General features: G+C 66.4%; 14 protein-coding genes. 5 read left to right on the top strand and 9 right to left on the bottom strand.

Translation table 11 applies throughout. From position 1 onward, the window contains the following. Positions 1-9 precede the first annotated feature (9 nt). The 3 genes from IPK85_14395 (at position 10) to IPK85_14405 (ending at position 4931) form a co-directional block, all read left to right on the top strand. Positions 10-2079 (top strand): hypothetical protein, encoded by a 2070-nt coding sequence (locus tag IPK85_14395; protein MBK8248580.1) that lies wholly within the window; start codon positions 10-12, stop codon positions 2077-2079. A gap of 110 nt (positions 2080-2189) precedes the next feature. Beyond that, positions 2190-4412, top strand: coding sequence for a type II/IV secretion system protein (locus IPK85_14400; GenBank protein ID MBK8248581.1), 2223 nt, complete (start codon positions 2190-2192; stop codon positions 4410-4412). Positions 4413-4469: 57 nt separating this feature from the next. Then, positions 4470-4931, top strand: a complete 462-nt coding sequence (locus IPK85_14405) for an NUDIX domain-containing protein (protein ID MBK8248582.1) — start codon at positions 4470-4472, stop codon at positions 4929-4931. On the opposite strand, the gene IPK85_14410 is transcribed toward IPK85_14405, so the two are convergent. The 6 genes from IPK85_14410 to tig form a co-directional block, all read right to left on the bottom strand. Next, complete coding sequence (locus IPK85_14410; protein MBK8248583.1) at positions 4928-5563, bottom strand: hypothetical protein; 636 nt, start codon at positions 5561-5563, stop codon at positions 4928-4930. The two genes, IPK85_14405 and IPK85_14410, sit on opposite strands and share 4 nt — an antisense overlap. Next, positions 5560-6138 (bottom strand): YihA family ribosome biogenesis GTP-binding protein, encoded by a 579-nt coding sequence (locus IPK85_14415; protein ID MBK8248584.1) that lies wholly within the window; start codon positions 6136-6138, stop codon positions 5560-5562. The genes IPK85_14410 and IPK85_14415 overlap by 4 nt, the downstream gene beginning before the upstream one ends. A 62-nt stretch (positions 6139-6200) precedes the next feature. Further along, positions 6201-8564, bottom strand: a complete 2364-nt coding sequence (gene lon / locus IPK85_14420; protein ID MBK8248585.1) for an endopeptidase La — start codon at positions 8562-8564, stop codon at positions 6201-6203. Between the two features lie 92 nt (positions 8565-8656). Beyond that, a complete protein-coding gene (gene clpX / locus IPK85_14425; protein ID MBK8248586.1) occupies positions 8657-9919 on the bottom strand; it encodes an ATP-dependent Clp protease ATP-binding subunit ClpX in 1263 nt (420 codons plus the stop codon). A gap of 120 nt (positions 9920-10039) precedes the next feature. Then, positions 10040-10672 carry an ATP-dependent Clp protease proteolytic subunit gene (locus tag IPK85_14430; protein MBK8248587.1) on the bottom strand — a complete coding sequence of 211 codons (633 nt, stop codon included), beginning with the start codon at positions 10670-10672 and terminating at the stop codon, positions 10040-10042. Positions 10673-10678: 6 nt separating this feature from the next. Continuing rightward, on the bottom strand, positions 10679-11917 hold the full coding sequence (gene tig / locus IPK85_14435) for a trigger factor (protein ID MBK8248588.1): 1239 nt from the start codon (positions 11915-11917) through the stop codon (positions 10679-10681). Between the two features lie 138 nt (positions 11918-12055). Between tig and IPK85_14440 the strand changes: the two genes are divergently transcribed. Then, positions 12056-12601: a hypothetical protein gene (locus IPK85_14440; GenBank protein MBK8248589.1), complete on the top strand. Its 546-nt coding sequence runs from the start codon at positions 12056-12058 to the stop codon at positions 12599-12601. Between the two features lie 75 nt (positions 12602-12676). Here IPK85_14440 and IPK85_14445 read toward each other — a convergent pair whose 3' ends face one another. The 3 genes from IPK85_14445 to IPK85_14455 form a co-directional block, all read right to left on the bottom strand. Next, a complete protein-coding gene (locus IPK85_14445; GenBank protein ID MBK8248590.1) occupies positions 12677-14155 on the bottom strand; it encodes a phytoene desaturase in 1479 nt (492 codons plus the stop codon). A gap of 85 nt (positions 14156-14240) precedes the next feature. Continuing rightward, complete coding sequence (locus tag IPK85_14450) at positions 14241-15158, bottom strand: carotenoid biosynthesis protein (GenBank protein MBK8248591.1); 918 nt, start codon at positions 15156-15158, stop codon at positions 14241-14243. After that, entirely contained in the window at positions 15158-16036 is an 879-nt protein-coding gene (locus IPK85_14455; GenBank protein MBK8248592.1) for a phytoene/squalene synthase family protein, read from the bottom strand. The genes IPK85_14450 and IPK85_14455 overlap by 1 nt, the downstream gene beginning before the upstream one ends. 460 nt (positions 16037-16496) lie before the next feature. On the opposite strand from IPK85_14455, the gene IPK85_14460 reads away from it, so the two are divergent. After that, complete coding sequence (locus tag IPK85_14460; GenBank protein MBK8248593.1) at positions 16497-19712, top strand: SusC/RagA family TonB-linked outer membrane protein; 3216 nt, start codon at positions 16497-16499, stop codon at positions 19710-19712. Positions 19713-19726: the final 14 nt, after the last annotated feature.

Genomic DNA, 19726 nt, shown 5'->3' on the forward strand with positions numbered 1-19726 from the left:
TTGGGGAATATGTTAGCTTTGCCCGCCATGTGGCACCGCGCGCTCCTGGCCCTCTTGCTCGTGGCCGCGGCCGAACGCCGCGCCGAGGGCCAGGCGTGGAACGACCCCCGTACGCGCGCACTGGTGGAACGTGCGACCACGCGCCGGCTGTCCCAGCTGGCGGACTCGACCCTGGTCGACACGCGGGCCACGGCCCATGGATACCTGACCTTTCTGGCGCAGCTGGGCGAGGGGTTCCTGCTCCCGCCCAAGGTGGTCCGGGCCGACGAACTTGCGCTCGAGGTGTACTGGCGCGCGCCCAATCTCTCCAAGCAGTGGATTGTGGGCCGGCGGGACACGCTCGTCCTCCCTACGGACATCCAGTACCACCGCGATCACCTCGGCATCATCCAGAACAACTTTCCGGACATCATTCGGCTGGGTGACGGCGACGAGGTGCGCGATGTCCCCCATCCCCTCTCACCCTCGGGGCTCGCGACCTACGAATTCCAGATCGCCGACTCCCTGCGGTTCGAGCTGCCGGGCCGGGGTGCGCTCGACGTGTATGAGGTGAAGGTGCGCCCGCGTGACGATCGGGATGCCGCCGCCGTGGGGGCCGTGTACCTCGCCCGGGACGACGCCCAGGTCGTGCGTATGGCGTTTTCCTTCACGCGCGCGGCCCTCAAGGACAAACTGTTGGAGGATGTGTCGATCATCCTCGAAAACTCGCTTATTGAGGGGCGGTATTGGTTGCCCCGCCGGCAGGAGATCGAGATCCGGCGGAGCGGGAGCTGGATGGACTTTCCCGTGAAGGGGATCATCCGGGGTCGGTGGGAGATCCGGGACTACACCGTGAATGCCGGCGGGACGGAGGCCCTGGCTCCTGGCCCGGAAATCACCCTGGCACCGCCGGCCCGGCGGGCGGCGTTCCGGTTTCCGGCAACTCGCATCGTCGACTCCCTGCCCTCCGACATTGCCCTCGCCACGGGCGAGGAGGTGCGCCAGGTCCAGGAGGAAGCGCGGCGCCTGGTCCGGGCGCAGGCGCTGGCGCGGACGCGCCAGACCCTTCCTTCGGCCCGCGGTATATCGGACCTGCTGCAGGTGAATCGGGTGGAGGGGATCGCCGTGGGTGGCGGCGCCCGACGCCAGCTCGGACACGGACTCGACCTTGGTGTCCGCGCGCGCTTCGGCACGGCCGATCGTGCGGTAAAGGGCGTTGTCACCCTGGGGTGGCAGCGAGCCGATGGACTCGCGATCCAGCTGGCGGTTGGCCGCGATTTTCGAGATGCGGGAGACGAGGCGGAGGTCTCCCGCGTCCGAAACTCAATTGCAGCGCAGGAGTGGGGGGCAGACCTCACACAGCCGTATCGGGCCACCGGCGCCACGCTCACGGTCAGCGGACGGGCGATGGAACGATGGCGGTGGGCCATCGAGGGGGCGATCGACGATCACGAGAGCCTCGATGTCCATGCGTCACCTGCCCGGGGAGCCTACCGGCCGACCCTTGAGGTGCTCGAGGGAAGTGGGTCGCGACTTGGCGTGCGCGTGGAGCGTCCAGGCGCGCCGATGGGCAGCTTCGCCGACCTCCGCATTCGGGGCGAGGCACGCCTCGCTCGACGCGAGCGATCAGACGGCCTTGTTCGGTCATCCGCACGGCTCTGGGCCAGCGTTGAGGCCACGCGGTCCACCCCGCTGGCAGACGTTCGCTTACGGGTCGCCGGGGGTGGCGTCTTTGCCGCTGACTCTGCGCCCGCACAGGAGTTGTTATACGCCGGTGGCCCGGTGACGGCTCCCGGATACGGCTATCACCAGTTCCGGGCGACCGGACTCGGGCAGGCTCGTCTGGAGCTTCGCCGGATCGGTCCATTTGTCCCGATTCCCCTGGGCCGCTGGGGGCGCATTCCGGCGACCGCGACGTGGGCACCCTATGCCGGCATGGTCACCGTGCACGCCGCGGACAGTTGGACGGGGTATCCCCTGGTTGGCCTCGGGATCGAGCCATTTCTGCAAATGGTCCGAGTGGACATCGCCCGCGGGCTCCGGGACGGTCGCTGGCGCTTTGCCGTGGATCTTAGCCGGGATTTCTGGCCCATTCTGTGAAATTCGGCCACTCACGGTAGGCCGCGACCGGTCGATAATCCCAGTGGGGCAGTGGCCGCGCGCAAAAAAAACGCGGCGCGTTGGCTTACACCGGTTTCTTCCGGACATCCATGGCCGTCACAACAACGCGCGACGAGTGGCTGATACCGACACTCGCGAAGCTGATGGATGCTTCGCAGCTGGAGCTTGTGCGCGCTGGAGACGAGTCGTACTGGAGTGCCGCGGTCACGGCGGGCTACACCACCGATGCGTCCATCCTGTCGGAATTGTCGGCACGCTTCCGGATGGGACTCGCCGATCTCGCGACATCGAGTGCTGCGGCCCGGTCGGCGGTGAGTGAAGCACTGGCTCGCAAGTACCAGGTGGTACCGCTGTCGCTCAGTGACGCCGCCCTGGAAGTGGCGATCGCCAACCCGAACGACTTCGACTGCGAGCGGGCGCTGGGCTTCGCCACAGGCAAGCCGGTTCGCTTCCTCCTGGCGTCGCCCACGGAGATCGCCGCGCAGCTGGACGCGCTCTATCGCCCGGAAGAGACCATCGATGCCATCCTCGACGCCAGCATGACGGGCGATGCGCTGGAAACCATTGTCGATGACATCGCGGACGAGAGCAGCTTTGAGCTGGGCGCGGAGAAGGCGTCCGCGCGACCGATCATCCGCCTCGTCGACCACATCATTGCGGAGGGGATCGGGCTCCGCGCGAGTGATATTCACCTGGAGGCCCAGGAAAGCGGGGTCCAGGTCACCTATCGAATCGACGGGGTGCTCCGCCCCGCGATGAAGATTCCGCGCGCGGCCGGCATTCCGCTCGTCTCCCGGATCAAGATCATGTCGGGGCTGGACATCGCCGATCGATTGCGGCCGCAGGATGGACGAGCGCGCGTCGCCATCGACGGCCGACGTATTGACCTCCGGGTGTCCACCCTGCCGGCGTCAACAGGCGAAAAGGTCGTCATCCGCATCCTGGACTCCAACGCCACGGTGCTCGACTTGCAGGCGCTCGGCATCCGGCCGACTGACCTCGATCGCGTCAACCAGCTCATCAACCTGCGCGAAGGGATCATCCTCGTCACCGGCCCGACCGGCTCGGGAAAGACGACGACCCTCTACTCCGCACTTCGCACGATCCAGGAACGCGGGGTGAACATCGTCACGGTTGAAGACCCGGTGGAGTACAAGCTGAACGGGATCGTGCAGGTGCAGGTGAACGAAAAGGCTGGGCTGAGTTTTGCCGCGGCGCTCCGTTCGATCCTGCGCCAGGACCCGGACGTGGTGCTGGTCGGCGAGATTCGGGACCGCGAAACCGCAGGGATTGCGATTCAGGCCTCGCTCACGGGCCACTTGGTGCTCTCGACCCTTCACACCATAGACGCGGCCAGCTCCGTTGCCCGTCTGCTGGACATCGGAATCGAGAGCTACAAGATCGGTGCGGCGCTCAAGGGCGTCGTCGCTCAGCGCCTCGTGCGCCGACTCTGCCTCTCCTGCCGAGAACCGGTGAGCGAGGACGTGCCAGTGCGGTTCAGCCGCTGGATCCCCACCGGCGCCCTCACGTTTGCGGCGAGGGGATGCGCCGAGTGCGGGGGAACAGGCTATCGGGGGCGCCTTGCGCTGATGGAGGTCCTGGTCGTCACGGCCGACGTGGAACGCCGGATTTCGTCCGGAGAGACGGCCGAGCGGATCGTGGAGGCAGCGCGGCAAGGCGGGATGGCAAGCCTCTGGGACTCCGGGATTGAGCACGTCCTGGAGGGCAATACCGACCTTCAGGAGCTGCTGCGCGTGGTCGAGGTACCGGTCCCGAGGGACACGGTCAGGCCAGAGCGGTCCGGAGTCAGGACGCCCATCACCCATGAGTCGGTCGCCTCGCGCCGACCGAGCGGCGTCCAGCCCGCCGTAGCACGAAGCGACCTGACGGGCGGTGCCTTCGAACTGGCGCTCGACATGCTCCCGGCGGCACCCACGGCCGCACTGCCCAGGGCGCTCCTGGCGATAGCCGACGCGGCCGAACGCGCGAGCATGCGGGAGGCGCTGGAAAAGGTCGACTTTGTGGTTGTGGAAGCCGCGGACGGCATCACGGCCCTTGAGGAGGTCGACCACACCGCGGCTGACGTCGTGGTGGTCGACCTGGCCCTGCCGAAGCTCGATGGGATGGGGGTGCTGAAGCGGTTGCGGACCAGGCTGCAGACCGCGAGCCTTCCGGTCGTCCTTCTCTCGGATGGCGAGAATGAGTCGATGGAAGTCCGCGCTTTTGAGGCCGGGGCAAACGATTTCGTCGTGCGCCCTGTCCGCACCGCCTCGCTTTCAGCGAAACTCAAGTCACTCGTCAAGAAGAAGTAGGTCAACGGCTTACACCCCCGGAGCATGGTTGCGTGCTCCCATGCTCCAGGCGGGAGCATGACTGGGATCGTTTGCGGGGTCGTGGACGTTCACGTCGTGGATCCTGCCGCCGGGTTCAAGGTCCTTATGCTCCGCCGGGCCGCAGGAGTGCGCTGCACCGGGGCGTGGGAAGCCGTCCACGGCTCTATCGAGCCTGGCGAGAGTCCGGAGGACGCTGCCGCGCGTGAGTTTGCCGAGGAGACCGGGCTTCCCCTCAAGCGGCTCTACTCCATTGGGACCAACCCGTTCTACGTCCCCAGCCGCAAGACCGTCCAGGTGGCCGTTGTTTTTGCGGCTCTCGCAGACTCGCGGCTCTCTCCGCAGTTGGGCGAAGAGCACGATGCGTTCGAGTGGATGGAGCTCGCCGATGCCGTGGGGCGCGCGACGTGGCCTCGTACCCGTCAGGCACTGATGGACGTCCACCACCTGTTGAAGTCGGGGGACGCCGGGCCGGCTGAAGCGGTGCTGCGCGTGCGCTAGGAGCGCGCCCCGGCGCGCGACCGAACGAGGGCCCGCTCTCGCTCGATGCGCTGGAGGATGGCCGGCCAGGTTGTCGCCCGCGCGGTCTCGTAGGCAATGACGAGTGGCTGGTTTACATCGAGCTGCCCATCAAAGACGTACAGGGCGCTCTGCACTTCCCGTTGCCGAACCCGCTGCAACCCGAAGCCGGGGGAAAGTCCGATGACGTCGACCGGGCGGAAGTCGCGGCCGACGTTCGTGATGATGAGTTCGAGCGGGCTGTACCTCGCTTCGCCGACCTCCTGACTGAAGAATGACACGTACCAAACGCTCAGCCTGGGGAGCGCGGTGCGCCGGCTCAGTTCCGTCAGCCGCTCCGTCTGGCTCTTGAGAAGATCGGAGAGGGCCGCGTAGGAGTCCGGTGAGAGCACCCGGATCACGGATTCATCCAGGGGAATCGCCCGCACACGCAGCCCGAACTGCGCCACGCGCACGGCGATGTCATCCTGCTTCAGGGATCCGAACCCGGCCGGCACCAGCGCGATGGAGTCCGCCGCCGCCGTCGCGGGAACGGCGAGCGCGGCCCCGGGTGGTGCGGAAGGAAGGCATGCCGCACCGAAGAGCGCTGCGGCAAGGGAAAGCGCTTGCTTCATGGCGTTGGTGCTCGCCACGCAGGCGTCTGGATGAGGGCAACGACGGCGGACGCGATGTCATCGCGGCCTTCGCGCGTCACCGCGCTGCAGGCGACGACCTGCGTTGGATCCAGCCCGGCGGCCTGGCAGATCATGGCCAGCTGTGACTCGCGCTCGCGCGGCCGAAGCTTGTCGACCTTGGTGATGGCGACGAGAGTCGGCATCTCGAGGCCGGCGAGGTATTCGAGCATCTCGAGATCGTCGGGGGAGGGCTCACGGCGGGCGTCAAGGAGGACCACGACCCCGCGGAGTTCCGTCGCCGAACGCAGGTAATTGTCGATCAATCCCTGCCAGGCTTGGCGTTTTTCCCGGGCCACCCGCGCATATCCGTACCCGGGCAGGTCGGCAATGACAAAGGTGCCGTTGACCTCAAAGAAGTTCACTTCCTGCGTCCGCCCGGGCGTATTGGAGACGCGGGCAAAGGAGCGCCGTCGGATCAACATGTTAAGCAGCGACGACTTTCCCACGTTGGATCGCCCTGCAAAGGCCACTTCCGGGAGTCGCTCGGCTGGACGCCAGTTGCCGCCCACGGCCATCCCGCCGAGGAAGTCGAGCCGGCGGATGACCAGCGGGTCCGGGGTGACGTGAGCGGGTTCGGTCATGGCGGGGGGGCGCCCTGACGGGCGGCGGACGGGACGAGGGGAACGAGCGCCAGTTCCAGCACTTCGTCCATGGTACGGACGGCACGAAAGGTGAGGCCGGTCTTGACCTCGTCCGGGAGCTCGTCCAGCTCCCGCGCGTTGGCGGCGGGAATGACGACGGTGGTACGCGCCGCGCGCAAGGCGGCCACGCTTTTCTCCTTGAGGCCCCCGATGGGGAGCACGCGCCCACGCAGGGTCACCTCGCCGGTCATCGCCACGTCGGCCCGGATGGGGCGCCGCGTGAGGGCCGAGACGAGCGCCGTCGTGATTGCGATCCCGGCGGAGGGGCCGTCCTTGGGGGTGGCGCCGGCCGGGATGTGGACGTGGAGGTCGGTGACCCGCACGAATCCCGGGTCGATGCCTAACGATTCGGCCCGGGACCGCGTGAAGCTGAGCGCGGCGCCCGCGGATTCCTTCATGACATCGCCGAGCGCACCGGTCAGGTGCAGGCGCCCGCGGCCCGGGAGAGCCGCGACCTCGATGTCGAGCACTTCACCGCCAGTTCCGGTCCAGGCGAGCCCCGTGGCGACGCCCACCTGGTCGTCGAGGTCGAGGTCATCGGGGTCGTGGGGCGGCACACCGAGCATCGGCCGCAGGTCGGCCACGTCGATGGTGTCGGTGGGCGTCGGCTCCACCGCTTCGGCGCGCCGGCGGGCGACCTTGCGCGTGAGCCGCGCGAGCTGGCGCTCCAGGTCGCGGACGCCGGCTTCTCGCGTGTAGGACCGCACGATGGCTGGAATCACCCCCGGGGTCAGCGCGAGGGTGGCGGGATCAACGCCCTGGCGCGCACACTGCTTCGGCAGCAGGAACCGGCGCGCGATCGCGTATTTCTCCTGGTCGAGGTAGCCCGGGAGCCGGACGATCTCCATGCGGTCGCGGAGGGGCTCCGGGATCGTGGCGACGGTGTTCGCCGTGGTCAGGAAGAACACCTGCGACAAGTCGTAGTCGAGTTCCAGGTAGTGGTCGTTGAACGCGGCATTCTGTTCGGGGTCGAGCACCTCGAGCAGGGCGGCAGCGGGGTCCCCGCGATAGTCGTGGCCGAGCTTGTCGATTTCGTCGAGCAGGATCAGGGGGTTCACGACCTGGACCTTGCGCATCGCCTGGATGATGCGTCCCGGCAGCGATCCGATGTAGGTGCGCCGGTGCCCACGGATCTCTGCCTCGTCCCGGACACCGCCTAACGACATGCGGACGAACCGCCGGCCCATCGCCCGGGCGATCGACCGGCCCAACGACGTCTTGCCAACCCCCGGGGGGCCCACGAGGCACAGGAGCTGGCCTTCGCGCCCGCCGCCGCCGGCAAGGACCGCGACATGGTCGAGGATCCGGTCCTTCACGTCGCCCAGGCCGAAGTGATCTTCGTCAAGGATGGTGCTTGCGCGTGCGACGTCGAGGATCTCGTCACTCCGCTCCGCCCAGGGCAGGGCGAGGATCCAATCCAGGTAGTTGCGCGAGACCGTGGCTTCTGGCGACACCGCCGGCATGCGGCGCAAGCGCCGCAGCTCCCGTTCCGCGCGCGCGCGCGCGCTGTCGGGCATGGTGCGTGCGGCCAGCTGTGCCTGCAGGTCGTCGAGCTCGTCGCCATCGTCCTGGCCCAACTCGCGATGGATCACGCGCAACTGCTCCTGCAGATAGTACTCCCGCTGGCTGCGGTGGATAGTCCCGCGCACCTCATCATCGATGCGGCGGTCGAGTCCGAGGATCTCGATCTCGGCCTCCATCAGCGCGATGAGGCCATCCTGCAATTCCACGAGGGACGCGCACTCCAGCAGGCGTTGCCGCTGCGGCGTCCGGATGGCCAGGTGCCCTGCGATGATCCATGCGGCGCGCGCCGGATCGTTAGTTGACGTGGCGACCTGAACGACTTCTGGCGGGATCCGTCGCTGCAGCCCCGCGTACTCTTCGAAGGTGTCCACCAGCCGGAGGGCGCGAGCCGCATCTTCGCTGGTGGACATGAGGGGTGTGAGCGACCGCAGCTCGAAGGCGGCGCGCAGTCCGCCCGTCCGTGCGGTGGCGACCCGGGTGAGCCGAACGACATCCAGGGCGTCGACCAGAATCCGGATCGTTCCGTTGGGCAGGCGCGCCGCATGCTGCAGTTCGGCGACAACCCCCACCCGGTAGAGGTCGCCGGGTTTTACCTGCTCCCCTTCGGACTCCCGCTGCGTTGCGAGGACGAGCAGCCGGTCGCCATCCCATGCCTGTTGGACAGCCGCCAGGGACCCCGTCCGCCCCACGACCAGCGGCATGCTGAGGTGGGGGAACGCGACCACATCCTGCAGCGGCAGGACAGGGAGCTTGTCGGGGAGGTGTCGATCGGGCACGAGGGGAGTGATGAGCGCTCCCGGAAGCTAATCGGCCGACGGGGGATCACCCCGTCGGCCGTCACGTTCCCTGGTGGCTCGCGTCCGTGTCGCTACGCCTCTTTCTTCTGTCGTTTCGGAGCGATCTCGAGCAGCGGCGGCGCGCCGTTGGTGATGCACGATTCCGTGACCTTGACTTCGATCACGTCTTCACGGCTCGGGAGGTCGAACATGATCTCCATCAGCGTTTCCTCGAGGATCGCGCGGAGTCCGCGCGCGCCGGTTCCGCGCTTCAACGCCTTTTCGGCGATGGCACGCAGGGCGGTCTCCTCGAAGGTGATCTTCACGTCCTCCAGCTCGAACAGCTTCACATACTGCTTGGTGAGCGCGTTCTTGGGCTCCTTCAGGATGCGCACGAGGGAGAGTTCGTCGAGCGCTTGCAGAGGGACCACCACCGGCATGCGGCCCACGAGCTCGGGGATGAGCCCGAAGCGGAGCAGGTCGTCCGGTTCCACCTCGGCGAATGGATTGGTCTTTTCCGCGTCTTTGGCCTTGCCCTTGGCTGCCGCGCTGGTCGGCTCCCCACCGAAGCCGATCTGCCGGCGCCCGGTCCGCGCCTCGATCACCTTCTCCAAGCCATCGAAGGCGCCGCCGCAGATGAACAGGATGTCCTTGGTGTTGATCTGGATGTATTCCTGCTGCGGATGCTTGCGGCCACCCTGCGGCGGGACCGAGGCGACCGTGCCCTCGAGGATCTTGAGCAGGGCTTGCTGCACCCCTTCACCGGAGACGTCGCGCGTAATGCTCGGATTTTCGCTCTTGCGGGCGATCTTGTCGATTTCGTCGATGTAGACGATGCCGCGTTCGCACTCGGCGACGTTGAAGTCGCCGGCCTGAAGCAGGCGGACGAGGATGTTTTCGACGTCCTCGCCGACGTAGCCGGCCTCGGTCAGGGTTGTGGCATCGGCGATCGTGAACGGGACATCGAGGATGCGGGCGAGGGTCTGGGCGAGCAGCGTCTTGCCGACCCCCGTGGGGCCGATGAGGAGGATGTTGCTCTTGTCGAGTTCGACTTCTCCCTCGCGCGGGGCGCCAGCGTTGATCCGCTTGTAGTGGTTGTACACCGCGACGGCGAGCGCCTTCTTGGCCAGTTCCTGCCCGATCACGTATTGATCGAGCACATCCTTGATTTCGTGTGGCGTGGGAACCTGGGTAATTGCCTCGGCAACCTCGCGCTCTTCATCTTCCGCGAGGATCTCGTTGCAGAGCGCAATGCACTCATTGCAGATGTAGACGGACGGTCCGGAGATGAACTTCCGCACCGAGTCCTTGGACTTGCCGCAAAATGAGCACCGCAGGTGTTTGTCGTGCGACATGGCACTCCCAAGAGGAGACGTTCGCCCACCGCCATCTATCTAAAGGACGGCGTCAGGGGGCGTCAAGCAATGGCGAGAGGGGGCGGTGTGTGCCTTGGCTCACACCGCCCCCATCACATCCTAGACCCCGGCCATCACCGGCCGAGCCGCATCAGGGTTTTCCGCACGGCTGACCACGATGCTGTCCACCAGGCCGTACCCCTTCGCTTCCTCGCCAGACATCCAGCGATCGCGATCGGTGTCTCGCTCGATCTCCTCCAGGGTGCGCTTGGTGTGCTTGGCCAGGAGCTCGTTCATCTTCCCCTTGAGGTAGAGGATCTCCTTGGCCTGGATCTCGATGTCCGACGCCGAACCGCCACCACCACTCTGGTGCGGCTGGTGGATCATGATGCGCGAATGCGGGAGCGCGAGGCGCTTGCCTGACGTCCCAGCCGCCAGCAGGAAGGCGCCCATCGACGCGGCCATTCCCATGCACATCGTGGAGACGGGCGATCGCAGGAACTGCATCGTGTCGTAGATCGCGAGCCCCGCTGAGACGCTGCCGCCCGGCGAGTTGATGTACATGTTGATGTCGCGGCCCGGATTGTCGGCGTCCAGGAAGAGGAGCTGGGCAATGATGATGTTCGCGACATCGTCATTGATGGGAGTCCCCAGGAACACGATGCGGTCCATGAGGAGGCGGGAAAAGACGTCGTACGTCCGTTCCCCGCGTGGTGACCGCTCGATGACGTATGGTGCGTAGACGCTTGGCATGTTGGGCTACTCGATGGTGTTGCGTTCAAAGAGCCACTTGAAAACCCGGTCCTCGGTAATACCCCGCTCCAGTTCCGTGAGCCGTCCCGCCTTCTGCAAGGCGGCATAGACCTGCCCAGGGTTCTGTCCCCGCTTTACTGCAAGCTCCGTGACCTTGTCGTCGACGTCGGCCTCGGTGGCTGTCAGCTTCTCAGTTTCGGCCAGAGTCTCCACGATTAGATCCCGCTTTACCTGACGCTCGGCCGTGGGGCGGAACTGCCCGGCAAAACGTTCCTTCTCACCCTCGGGGATCTGGTACGCGTTGGCGTACCCGTCGATCAGCTGGTTCACCCAGGCCGCGGGGACGTCGAACGGATTGGCGGCCATCAGCTCGTCCAGCAGCTTCGCCCGGACATCGGAGTCGGCTTCCCGTTCTGCCGCCTCGACCATGTCCTTCCGGACAGCGTCCCGAAATGCTCCGATCGAGTCAAAATCACCGACTTCCGCGGCGAAAGCGTCGTCCAGGTCGGGCAAAGCCTTGCGCTTGACATCATTCAAGGTCACCCGGACCATCTTCGCCTTGCCTCGCTGGGCTTCGTCCGGGAAGTCGTCCGGCCAGCGGACGGCCCGTTCCGAGGTTCCCCCGGGCGCGAGCTCGGTGATCAGCTCCTCGATCCCCGGAATGGCGTGACCGGCACCGAGGACGATCTTGTACTCCTTGCCCTCCGGGATGGTCCCGTCTTCCTCGGCGGTGGCGAGGACCACGGTCACCAGGTCGCCTTCCAGGGGCTTGGCCTCCTGGGGCACCCAATTGGCGCGCTGTTCCCGGACCTGTTCGATCTGTTCGGCCACCTGCTCGTCGGTGACGACCCGTTCAGTGCGGGTGACCTTGAAGCCGGAAGTGCGCGCGAGGGTGAGCTCGGGCCGCACTTCGAGGTGAAGTTCGAACGTCACCGGCTGTCCATCTTCGGCCCGCAGATCGTGTACATGGGGCTGCGCGGCGACCTTGAGGTTCTCCCGCTCCATGACCTCGCGGTACGCCTGTTGTACCAGCGCGTCGAGCGCCTCGGCCTTGATGGTGTCACCGAACCGCTTGAGGACCATGCCGGTCGGCGCCTTGCCGGGCCGGAACCCGGGAATGGAGACCTTGCCCGCCAGTTTGCGCGCGGAGTCCTGGTGCGCCTTGTCCACGACATCAGTGGGGATGACCACTGAAATCAGTCGCTCGGCGCCCTCGGCCTTCTTGGTTTCGTACGTAATACTCATATTCGGGGAACGGGGCCGCGATGCCCAGAAGGCTCGTCGCCGGGTCCGTGGAGTACAATCGGGAGGCCGAAAGCTAACGGTCGGGGAGACCCGGACCAAGGCAACGTGGCCGGCCCTGTCACCTTTAGCGAGAAACGCATGACACGCGTGAGTGCCCGTCTCATCCTTGCCCCCGTGGTCGCGCTGGCGTTACTGGCCCTGACGGCCCAGGGCGCGCTGGCCCAGGATCCCGTCCGGCGCAACCTGCTCAGCATCAACCCCCTGGGCATTCCGTTCGAATACATCTCCGGGGAGTACGAGCACATGGTCACTGGGCTGGTTTCCTACGGGATCCAGGGCTCGTTCCTCTCGATCGATGAGGGGAGTTACTCCACCGTCGAGGCGAAGATCAGGTTCTATCCCAACGAGGAATGGCCGAAAGGATTCGCGATTGGCCTGGCGGGCGGGATCACGCGCGTTTCCGAAGACCAATTCAACCCGGGAAGCAACCGGGAAGAACGCGAGACCGAGACGCTACCCACCATGGCCGTGATCGTGGACTACAACTGGATCCTGGGGAAGGCGCAGCGTGTCGTCGTGGGGTTGGGGGTGGGCGCCAAGCGGTTGATCGGGGCCAGCAGCGACTTCATCGACGTGAACACGGCGTACCCGACGGCGCGCTTCCAGATCGGGGTCCGTTTCTAGGGAGGCGGGGAGGGGACGCGCACCGGACCCACGAGCGCGGTCCGGTGCGTGTGATGGTGCGGCGGCGGTAGGTGCCTACCGACCGTGTGCCTGGGCGATAAGGTCCGCGACGATCTTGCCTGACGAGAGCACCCCGGGAAGTCCGGCACCGGGGTGCGTGCCGGCACCCGCAAAGTAAAGGTTGGGAATATCCTCGCTGACGTTGTGCGGCCGGAACCAGGCCGACTGCGTCAGGATCGGCTCCACGGAGAAGGCGCTCCCCAGGTGACTCCGGAGGTCGTCGCGGAAGTACGGCGGTGTGACCATCCGCTCGGTGACGATGTGCCGGGACAGGCCCGGGAGATACCGCGCTTCGAGGTATCGGACGATCGCGTCGCGATACCGTGGTCCCTCCACGTCCCAGTTGACGTCTCCCCCGAGGTGGGGCACGGGCGACAGCACATACCAGCAGTCCCCGTCGGGGGGGGCCAGTGAAGGGTCGGTGGCCGACGGGCGGTGCAGGTACAGGGAGAAATCGCCGGCGAGCCGCTTCTTCGTGAAGATGTCGTCGAGCAGCCCACGGTACCTCGGTCCCATCAGGATCTCATGGTGGGCGATGTCGTCGTACCGCCGGTTGGTGCCGAAGTACAGGACGAAGAGCGACATCGAGTAACGCCGCCGCGTGATCCGTCGGTCGGTGTTCCGCGGCCGCACCGCAGGGTCGACAAGGTGCAGGTAGGTGTTCGCGACGTCGCCGTTCGAGACCACAGCGTCGGCCGGAACGACTTCCCCCGAGGCCAGGCGCACCCCGGTAGCGCGCCGTTGCCTGGGGTCCACCTCGATTCGCGCCACCGGCGCATGGCAGCGGAGGAGGCCTCCCATGTCCTCGAACAAGCGCGCAAGTCCACGGACCAACGCGCCGGTCCCTCCCATCGCGAACCACACCCCCCATTCCTTCTCGAGGTGATGAATGAGGGCGTAGATCGACGTCGTCTGGAACGGGTTCCCCCCGACGAGCAGGGGGTGGAACGAAAACACCTGGCGCAGGCGCTCGTCGCGAATGAACTGGTTGACGAAGCCGGCGACGGATCGGTAGGACTGGAGGCGGATGAGGTCCGGGGCGACACGCAGCATGTCACGGACCTTCAGGAACGGCGTGTCGATCAGGCCAAAGCCGGCGCGGAAGATGTCGACGGTCGCACGTGAGAACCGTTCATACCCGGCGACGTCGGCCGGGTTGAACGCGCGCACCTGTGCCATGATGTCGTCCGGCTTTCCGTTGTAGCGAAAGACCGACCCATCCTCGAACCGCACGTTGTAGTACGGATCGAGGGGGACGAGCGTGACGTAGTCGGCCGTGGCTCGGCCGCCTAACGCGAAGAGATCGTGCACCAGCCAGGGGGCCGTGATGATGGTCGGGCCGGCGTCGAAGGTGTAGCCGTCCTGCCGGAAGACCCTGGCCCGACCGCCAGGTTGCTCCAGCGCCTCGACGATGGTGACGTCATGTCCCTGGGCGCGGAGGCGAATAGCTGCGGCGAGGCCGCCAAAGCCGGCGCCAACAACGACGATCTTCATGAGTCCGGACGACACGGGGCCCCGGATCGACGCGTGCTATCGCTCGCTTGCCCGGGGAACGTCATGCGCACGCGTGGGAGCGGCACTATGCCGGATGGACGCGAAGGGCGGGGGCCGGCTGCGTGCGCGGTGCCCGGAGGGCCAACCACACCGGAACGGCCATCGCGATCGTTCCGAGGCCGGCGGCCCACCAGAGTCCATCGCGCAGGCAGAGCACCACCGGCATGATGCCGTTGGTGGCGTAGATCCAGATGGGGGTGGCACTGGGGCTGACGTGCGCCGTCCACTCCGCAGGCGGTACCACGGCGAGCATGAGGCGCGCGATGACGGTGCCCGTCAGGTACCACCCGAACCAGTTGGAGAGCGGCATCCCATAGAAGATGTCGCGGGAGAAGAAGGCGACGAGCCAGTCAGGGAAGCCCATGTCCCGGAACTGCTGGCCGCTCCCCCAGATCCAGTGCGTGGTCTTCACCATCGCCGGGTCCATCGAGACGTCCCAGGCGACGAGGATCAACCCGGCGACGGCCGCCCACCGCCATTTCGTCGCGTTGTCGGGCGCCGCTGCCATGAGGCGCCCGCAGATCGCCAGGCACCCGTAGATCATATAGAACCACGAGATGGGGATGGGGAACGGCACCAGTCCCAGGATGCGGTAGCCGAGCAGCGGCGTGTACTGGTACTCCCCGAACGGAAAGCCGGTGCCCGTCCCAGCGAGCTCGGAGCCGAGGGAGACAAGGCTCCCCAGCGTGAAAATGACGAGGGCGCGCCCCAGGCCGAGTCGGCCAGTCGCGTGCATGAGTGCGGCCAGGGCGCCGAGCACCACGTACGTGGGTCCGGAAAACTTCCAGGCCAGGCGCATGATGGTCGCGTTAGGCTCTTCGGCGAGCCACGGACCCGGTGGACCGTTCAGCACCGTGACCATCGCGAGCGAGGAGAACGCGATCAGGCCGAGGTGGCCCAGCAGGGCCATGGTCGCGAATCGGTCGAAACGAGTCCGTTCCATCACGCGGCGTGGGTGTGCGGGGTGGACAGCAGGCACTTCCCGAGTACCAGGGCCCGTTCGCCCCAGCCAAGGCGCGCGCGCCGGGTGAACGAGTCATATCCATTGCGCTCGATCACGTCGAGAATGCGCTCATAACCCACGGCGCACGCGGTGGCGCAGCGCTGGGCATCCGGGGCCAGGTGGAGGATGCCGGGCGTGGCGCGCCCATACCATTCGCGGGCTCGGGCCACCTGGGCACGCATGAACGCGCGCCACCCGGCGCGGTGGAGCGCTGAGCCGTCCAGGACATCGTCTGCGGTGAAGCCATGCTGCGCCAGCTCGTCCGCCGGCAGGTAGACGCGGCCGCGGGCCGCGTCCTCACCGATGTCTCGGAGGATATTCGTGAGCTGCATGGCGACGCCCAGGTCTCGGGCCCGGCGGATCGCAATCTCCCGGGCCCCCTGGATCCCCATGACCGACGCGCACATCTCTCCGACGCAGCCGGCCACCCCTTCGCTGTAGCTCCGCAGCTCGTCCCACGTGTCCCAGCGGGCGTGTGTCAGGTCGGTCGCGACGCCGTCGAGCAGTTCGCGGAGCGGGGCATCCGGGACGCCGAAGGTCCGGACCGTCCACGACAGCTCTCGAAAGACGGCGTTGTGCCCGTTGCCCGCGAGTGCAGCCTCCAGCTCGGCGCGCATCCGTTGGAGTGCGGCACCGGCGGCCCCCCGGTCGGCCATCCCCTCCTGGGAGTCGACGATATCGTCCGCCACCCGACAGAACGCGTACAGGGCGAAGGTCCCCCGCCGCTTTTCCGCGGGGAGGAGGTAGCTGGCGACGGCGAAGGTCCGGGCGTGTCGCCTGGTCAGCTTTTCACACTGTTGCGCGTCGGCGATCGGCATCCGAGGGTAGGAACGTCAGGGCGAAGTATGGTACGGGCGGGGCGAGCGACCAGCGCGGTTGGTGGGCGCACCTCTTGAGCGATTCAGCGCCTCCCGAGGTTCCCGGAAACTACGCCGGTGGATTCGGGGCAGATTCCTCAACTCCCTGGCCCACCATTCATAGAAAAAAGGCCAATCCGGGGGGATTCGTCACCATTTGGTTGACGTCTGCGCCTGTCGGGGTCATCTTGGGGCCGCTTCGACGGGGTGGGTGGGGTAGGGCGGTCCGGGTATCCCCCCGCGAGCTGGCTTCGATTGTATCTCCTTCTGGTTTACGCGCGCCGCTCCAGAGCTGCGCTCTTGAGTTCCACCCCCCGAGGCGGACATCTCGGGGGATTTGCCGCATCCGGCAAGTGGCAGTCTCACCCACTCACACGGAGGAAACATGGTGAGTAATGTCCGCAGGAGAATCGCCTCGTTCTTGGCAGCAGCGCTTTTGGCGCCGCTGGCAGTCGGGGCCCAGGCCACCGGGATCATCGATGGACGGGTCATGGACCAGTCCACCGGGCGCCCGGTTGAGTCTGCACAGGTCAGCATCGAGGGGACGACGATCGGCGCCCTCACCAACGCGCAGGGCGCCTTCCGCATCACGGGAGTCCCGGCACGCCAGGTGACGGTCCGCGTCCGCGCCCTCGGCTACGCTCCCACCTCGCGGCAGGTGACGGTCGCGGCTGGTGAGACGCAGCGCATCGAGTTCACGGTCAACACGTCGGCGATCCAGCTGGACCAGGTCGTCGTGACGGGTTCCGGCCAGCAGACCGAGGTGAAGCGACTTGGCAATACCGTCGCGGTGATCACGGTCCCCCAGAACGCCCCGATCAACGACGTCTCGGCGCTCCTGACGGCGCGCGAGCCGGGGTTGAGCGCGGTGACCGCCGGTGGATTGGCTGGTGAAGGCGCGCGTATCCGCATTCGCGGCAACGCGTCGCTGACGCAGTCGAACGAGCCGATCGTCTTTGTCGACGGCGTCCGCATCAACAACGGCGGCAGCTTCGGCATCGGGACGGGTGGCGGTGGTTCGCCGTCGCGTCTGGACGACATCGACCCGAACACGATCGAGCGGATCGAAGTGCTGAAGGGTGCCGCTGCGGCGACCCTGTATGGCACCGAAGCGTCGAACGGCGTGATCCAGATCTTCACGAAGAACGGCTCCAGCGGCGCGCCCAAGTGGCAGCTGAACATGGAGGGGATCACTTCGAGCTTTGTGGATCGCGTGGCGCCGAACTCGTTCTACGCCAAGACGCAGGCTGATGCCGATCGTCTCGCGACGTTCTGGAACATGCCGGGCCTCCAGCCGTTCCAGGTCCGTGAGGTGCCGATTTTCAAGGATTACTTCACGGAAACGGGAACGGGCGGTTCCGGCTCGTTGTCGGTGAACGGCGGGTCGACCGGACTGACCTACTTCGCCAGCGGCCGCCTGTACCAGGAAGACGGTCCGTTCGGCGGCAGCGACTACGGCCCGGCGCGGGACTTCGTCCGCCGCATTGCGACGACGGGGAAGATTCAGCTGGTGCCGTTCTCGAACCTGCGCCTCGGGTTCAACAACAACTACTACAACACGCAGAACGAGGTCCCCGAGAACAACAACAACATCTACGGGGTGAACTCGCTGGCGTACATGGCGCGTCCGGAAGTCGCGAACTGCAACCTCTCGAGCTACGTCGCGCCCGGTAAGTGCTCCGGCGCGGGCAACCCGTTCGGGAACCAGGCGTTCATGACGGCCCGTGAGGCGATGAACCAGGTCAACAGCAATGCCGTCTCGCGTTACCTCGGCGTCGTGGATGCCGACTATCGCCTGGCGGAAGGCGCCAACTGGACGACCGCCGTCGGCTTCGACTACACCTCGCAGCGCGACTTCGGCTTCTCGCCGTTTGGCTACAACGTCGACCTGTTCACGTCACAGACGGTGGACGGCGCGCGCACGACCTTCAACGGCGAGCGTCGCCTCCTGACCCTCGACTCGAAGCTCGCGTACAACAAGGACATCTTCGGGCTTTCGACGCAGAACGTCGTCGGCCTCCAGGTGTTCAACGATCGTATCGTCAACCGCTCCGGGTCGTCCCAATCCTTTCCGGGCCCGGGCATCGAAGTCGTGGGTGCCGGTGGTACGGCGATCACCACGGGTGAAGGGTTCGCCACCACGATTAACGGCGGGTACTTCGGCCAGACGCAGGTTGGCTGGAAGGACCTCGTCTTCGTGACCGCCGGTGGTCGTTATGACTTCTCGTCGGCCTTCGGCGCCGAGGCGCCTGGCGTCTTCTATCCGAAGGCGTCGGTCTCGTTCATTCCGTCGGACATGTCGGGCTGGGGATCGCCGCTCGGGATCAACACCTTCCGTGTGCGCGCGGCATGGGGTCAGTCGGGGCGTCAGCCAGGCGCGTTCGACCGCTTCACGACGTTTGGTCCGCTCGTCTCCGAGCTGGGCGCTGGCCTTGCGCCGAGCCAGCTGGGTAACCAGAACCTCGAGCCGGAAGTTGCCACCGAGATCGAGGGTGGGTTCGAGCTCGGGATGCTGGATAACCGAGTCGCCCTGGAGTTCTCATACTGGGATCGGACCGTCAACGATGGCCTGGTCTCCCGTCAGTTCGCCACGTCGGGCGGTTTCCGCCAGCCGCAGCTGACGAACATCGGCACGATCGACGCCAACGGCTACGAGGTCAACCTCCGCGGCAACGTGTATCGCTCCGCGAAGTCGCAGATCGATCTCTTCGCCAACGCGGCGTACCTCAAGCAGACGCTGACGTCGCTCGGCGGCGCTCCGGCCCTCAAGGTCGGGTACTTCCGCTATCGCGGCTTTATGCGCGAAGGGGACCCGCTGGGTTCGTTGTACGCCCCGCGGCTTGCGGTCGCGTGCAACGGGTCGCCGAAGAACAACAAGGCTGGCAAGCCGATCGCGTGTCTGTCGGCCGACCAGTATGCGATTGACTTCAATGGACGTGGTTCTGCCGCGACCCGCGCCGAACTGTTGCAGTACTTCTCGCAGCCGCGTGACCTGCAGACCTCCGCGGTCCAGAACGCGCTCAAGCCGTTCCTGGCGGACTACGACGGCAACGGCAACCCGCTCGAGCAGTTCGTTGGCGACGTGATCCCGGATTGGTCCGGTGCGTTCGGTGGCTCCATGAGCCTCGGTCGTGCCTGGCGCTTCCAGACGCTCTTCGAGTACCGCACCGGCTTCAAGGTCCAGAACCTGACCGACGGCTTCCGCGGCTCGCAGCACGCGTCGATCGGTTCCAACCGCAAGGCGTTCGATGAAATCGAGGCGACGATGAACAACCCCGCTTCGACGCCGGAGCAGCGTCTCGAGGCGGCGAACCTGTACATCACGAAGCACCGCCGCCTGCTCGAGCCGGGTCTCCACCAGGCCGAGGACGGCGACTTTGTCCGCCTTCGCGAGATCGCGTTGACCTACAACCTCCCGACGGGCCTCCTGGGCCGGTTTGGGGCGAACGGCGGCAACGTGACCCTCTCGGGCCGTAACCTGTGGTTGGCCACGAAGTACTCGGGCCTCGATCCGGAATCCAACGAGAACGGACGTGGTTCCACCGGCGCCCTCACGGACAACTTCCTCGTGAGCACGGATGGCTTCGGCCTCCCGCTGCAGCGCCGCGTGTCGCTCATCGTCAATCTCAACTTCTAAGCGCGGAGTGAACG

The sequence above is a fragment of the Gemmatimonadota bacterium genome, assembly GCA_016712265.1.
Lineage (GTDB): Bacteria > Gemmatimonadota > Gemmatimonadetes > Gemmatimonadales > Gemmatimonadaceae > RBC101.

Coding starts and splice junctions, on each gene's coding strand:
- IPK85_14395 (MBK8248580.1), top strand. CDS start 10: ATGTTAGCTTTGCCCGCCATGTGGCACCGCGCGCTCCTGGCCCTCTTG.
- IPK85_14400 (MBK8248581.1), top strand. CDS start 2,190: ATGGCCGTCACAACAACGCGCGACGAGTGGCTGATACCGACACTCGCG.
- IPK85_14405 (MBK8248582.1), top strand. CDS start 4,470: ATGACTGGGATCGTTTGCGGGGTCGTGGACGTTCACGTCGTGGATCCT.
- IPK85_14410 (MBK8248583.1), bottom strand. CDS start 5,563: ATGAAGCAAGCGCTTTCCCTTGCCGCAGCGCTCTTCGGTGCGGCATGC.
- IPK85_14415 (MBK8248584.1), bottom strand. CDS start 6,138: ATGGCCGTGGGCGGCAACTGGCGTCCAGCCGAGCGACTCCCGGAAGTG.
- clpX (MBK8248586.1), bottom strand. CDS start 9,919: ATGTCGCACGACAAACACCTGCGGTGCTCATTTTGCGGCAAGTCCAAG.
- IPK85_14430 (MBK8248587.1), bottom strand. CDS start 10,672: ATGCCAAGCGTCTACGCACCATACGTCATCGAGCGGTCACCACGCGGG.
- tig (MBK8248588.1), bottom strand. CDS start 11,917: ATGAGTATTACGTACGAAACCAAGAAGGCCGAGGGCGCCGAGCGACTG.
- IPK85_14440 (MBK8248589.1), top strand. CDS start 12,056: ATGACACGCGTGAGTGCCCGTCTCATCCTTGCCCCCGTGGTCGCGCTG.
- IPK85_14445 (MBK8248590.1), bottom strand. CDS start 14,155: ATGAAGATCGTCGTTGTTGGCGCCGGCTTTGGCGGCCTCGCCGCAGCT.
- IPK85_14450 (MBK8248591.1), bottom strand. CDS start 15,158: ATGGAACGGACTCGTTTCGACCGATTCGCGACCATGGCCCTGCTGGGC.
- IPK85_14455 (MBK8248592.1), bottom strand. CDS start 16,036: ATGCCGATCGCCGACGCGCAACAGTGTGAAAAGCTGACCAGGCGACAC.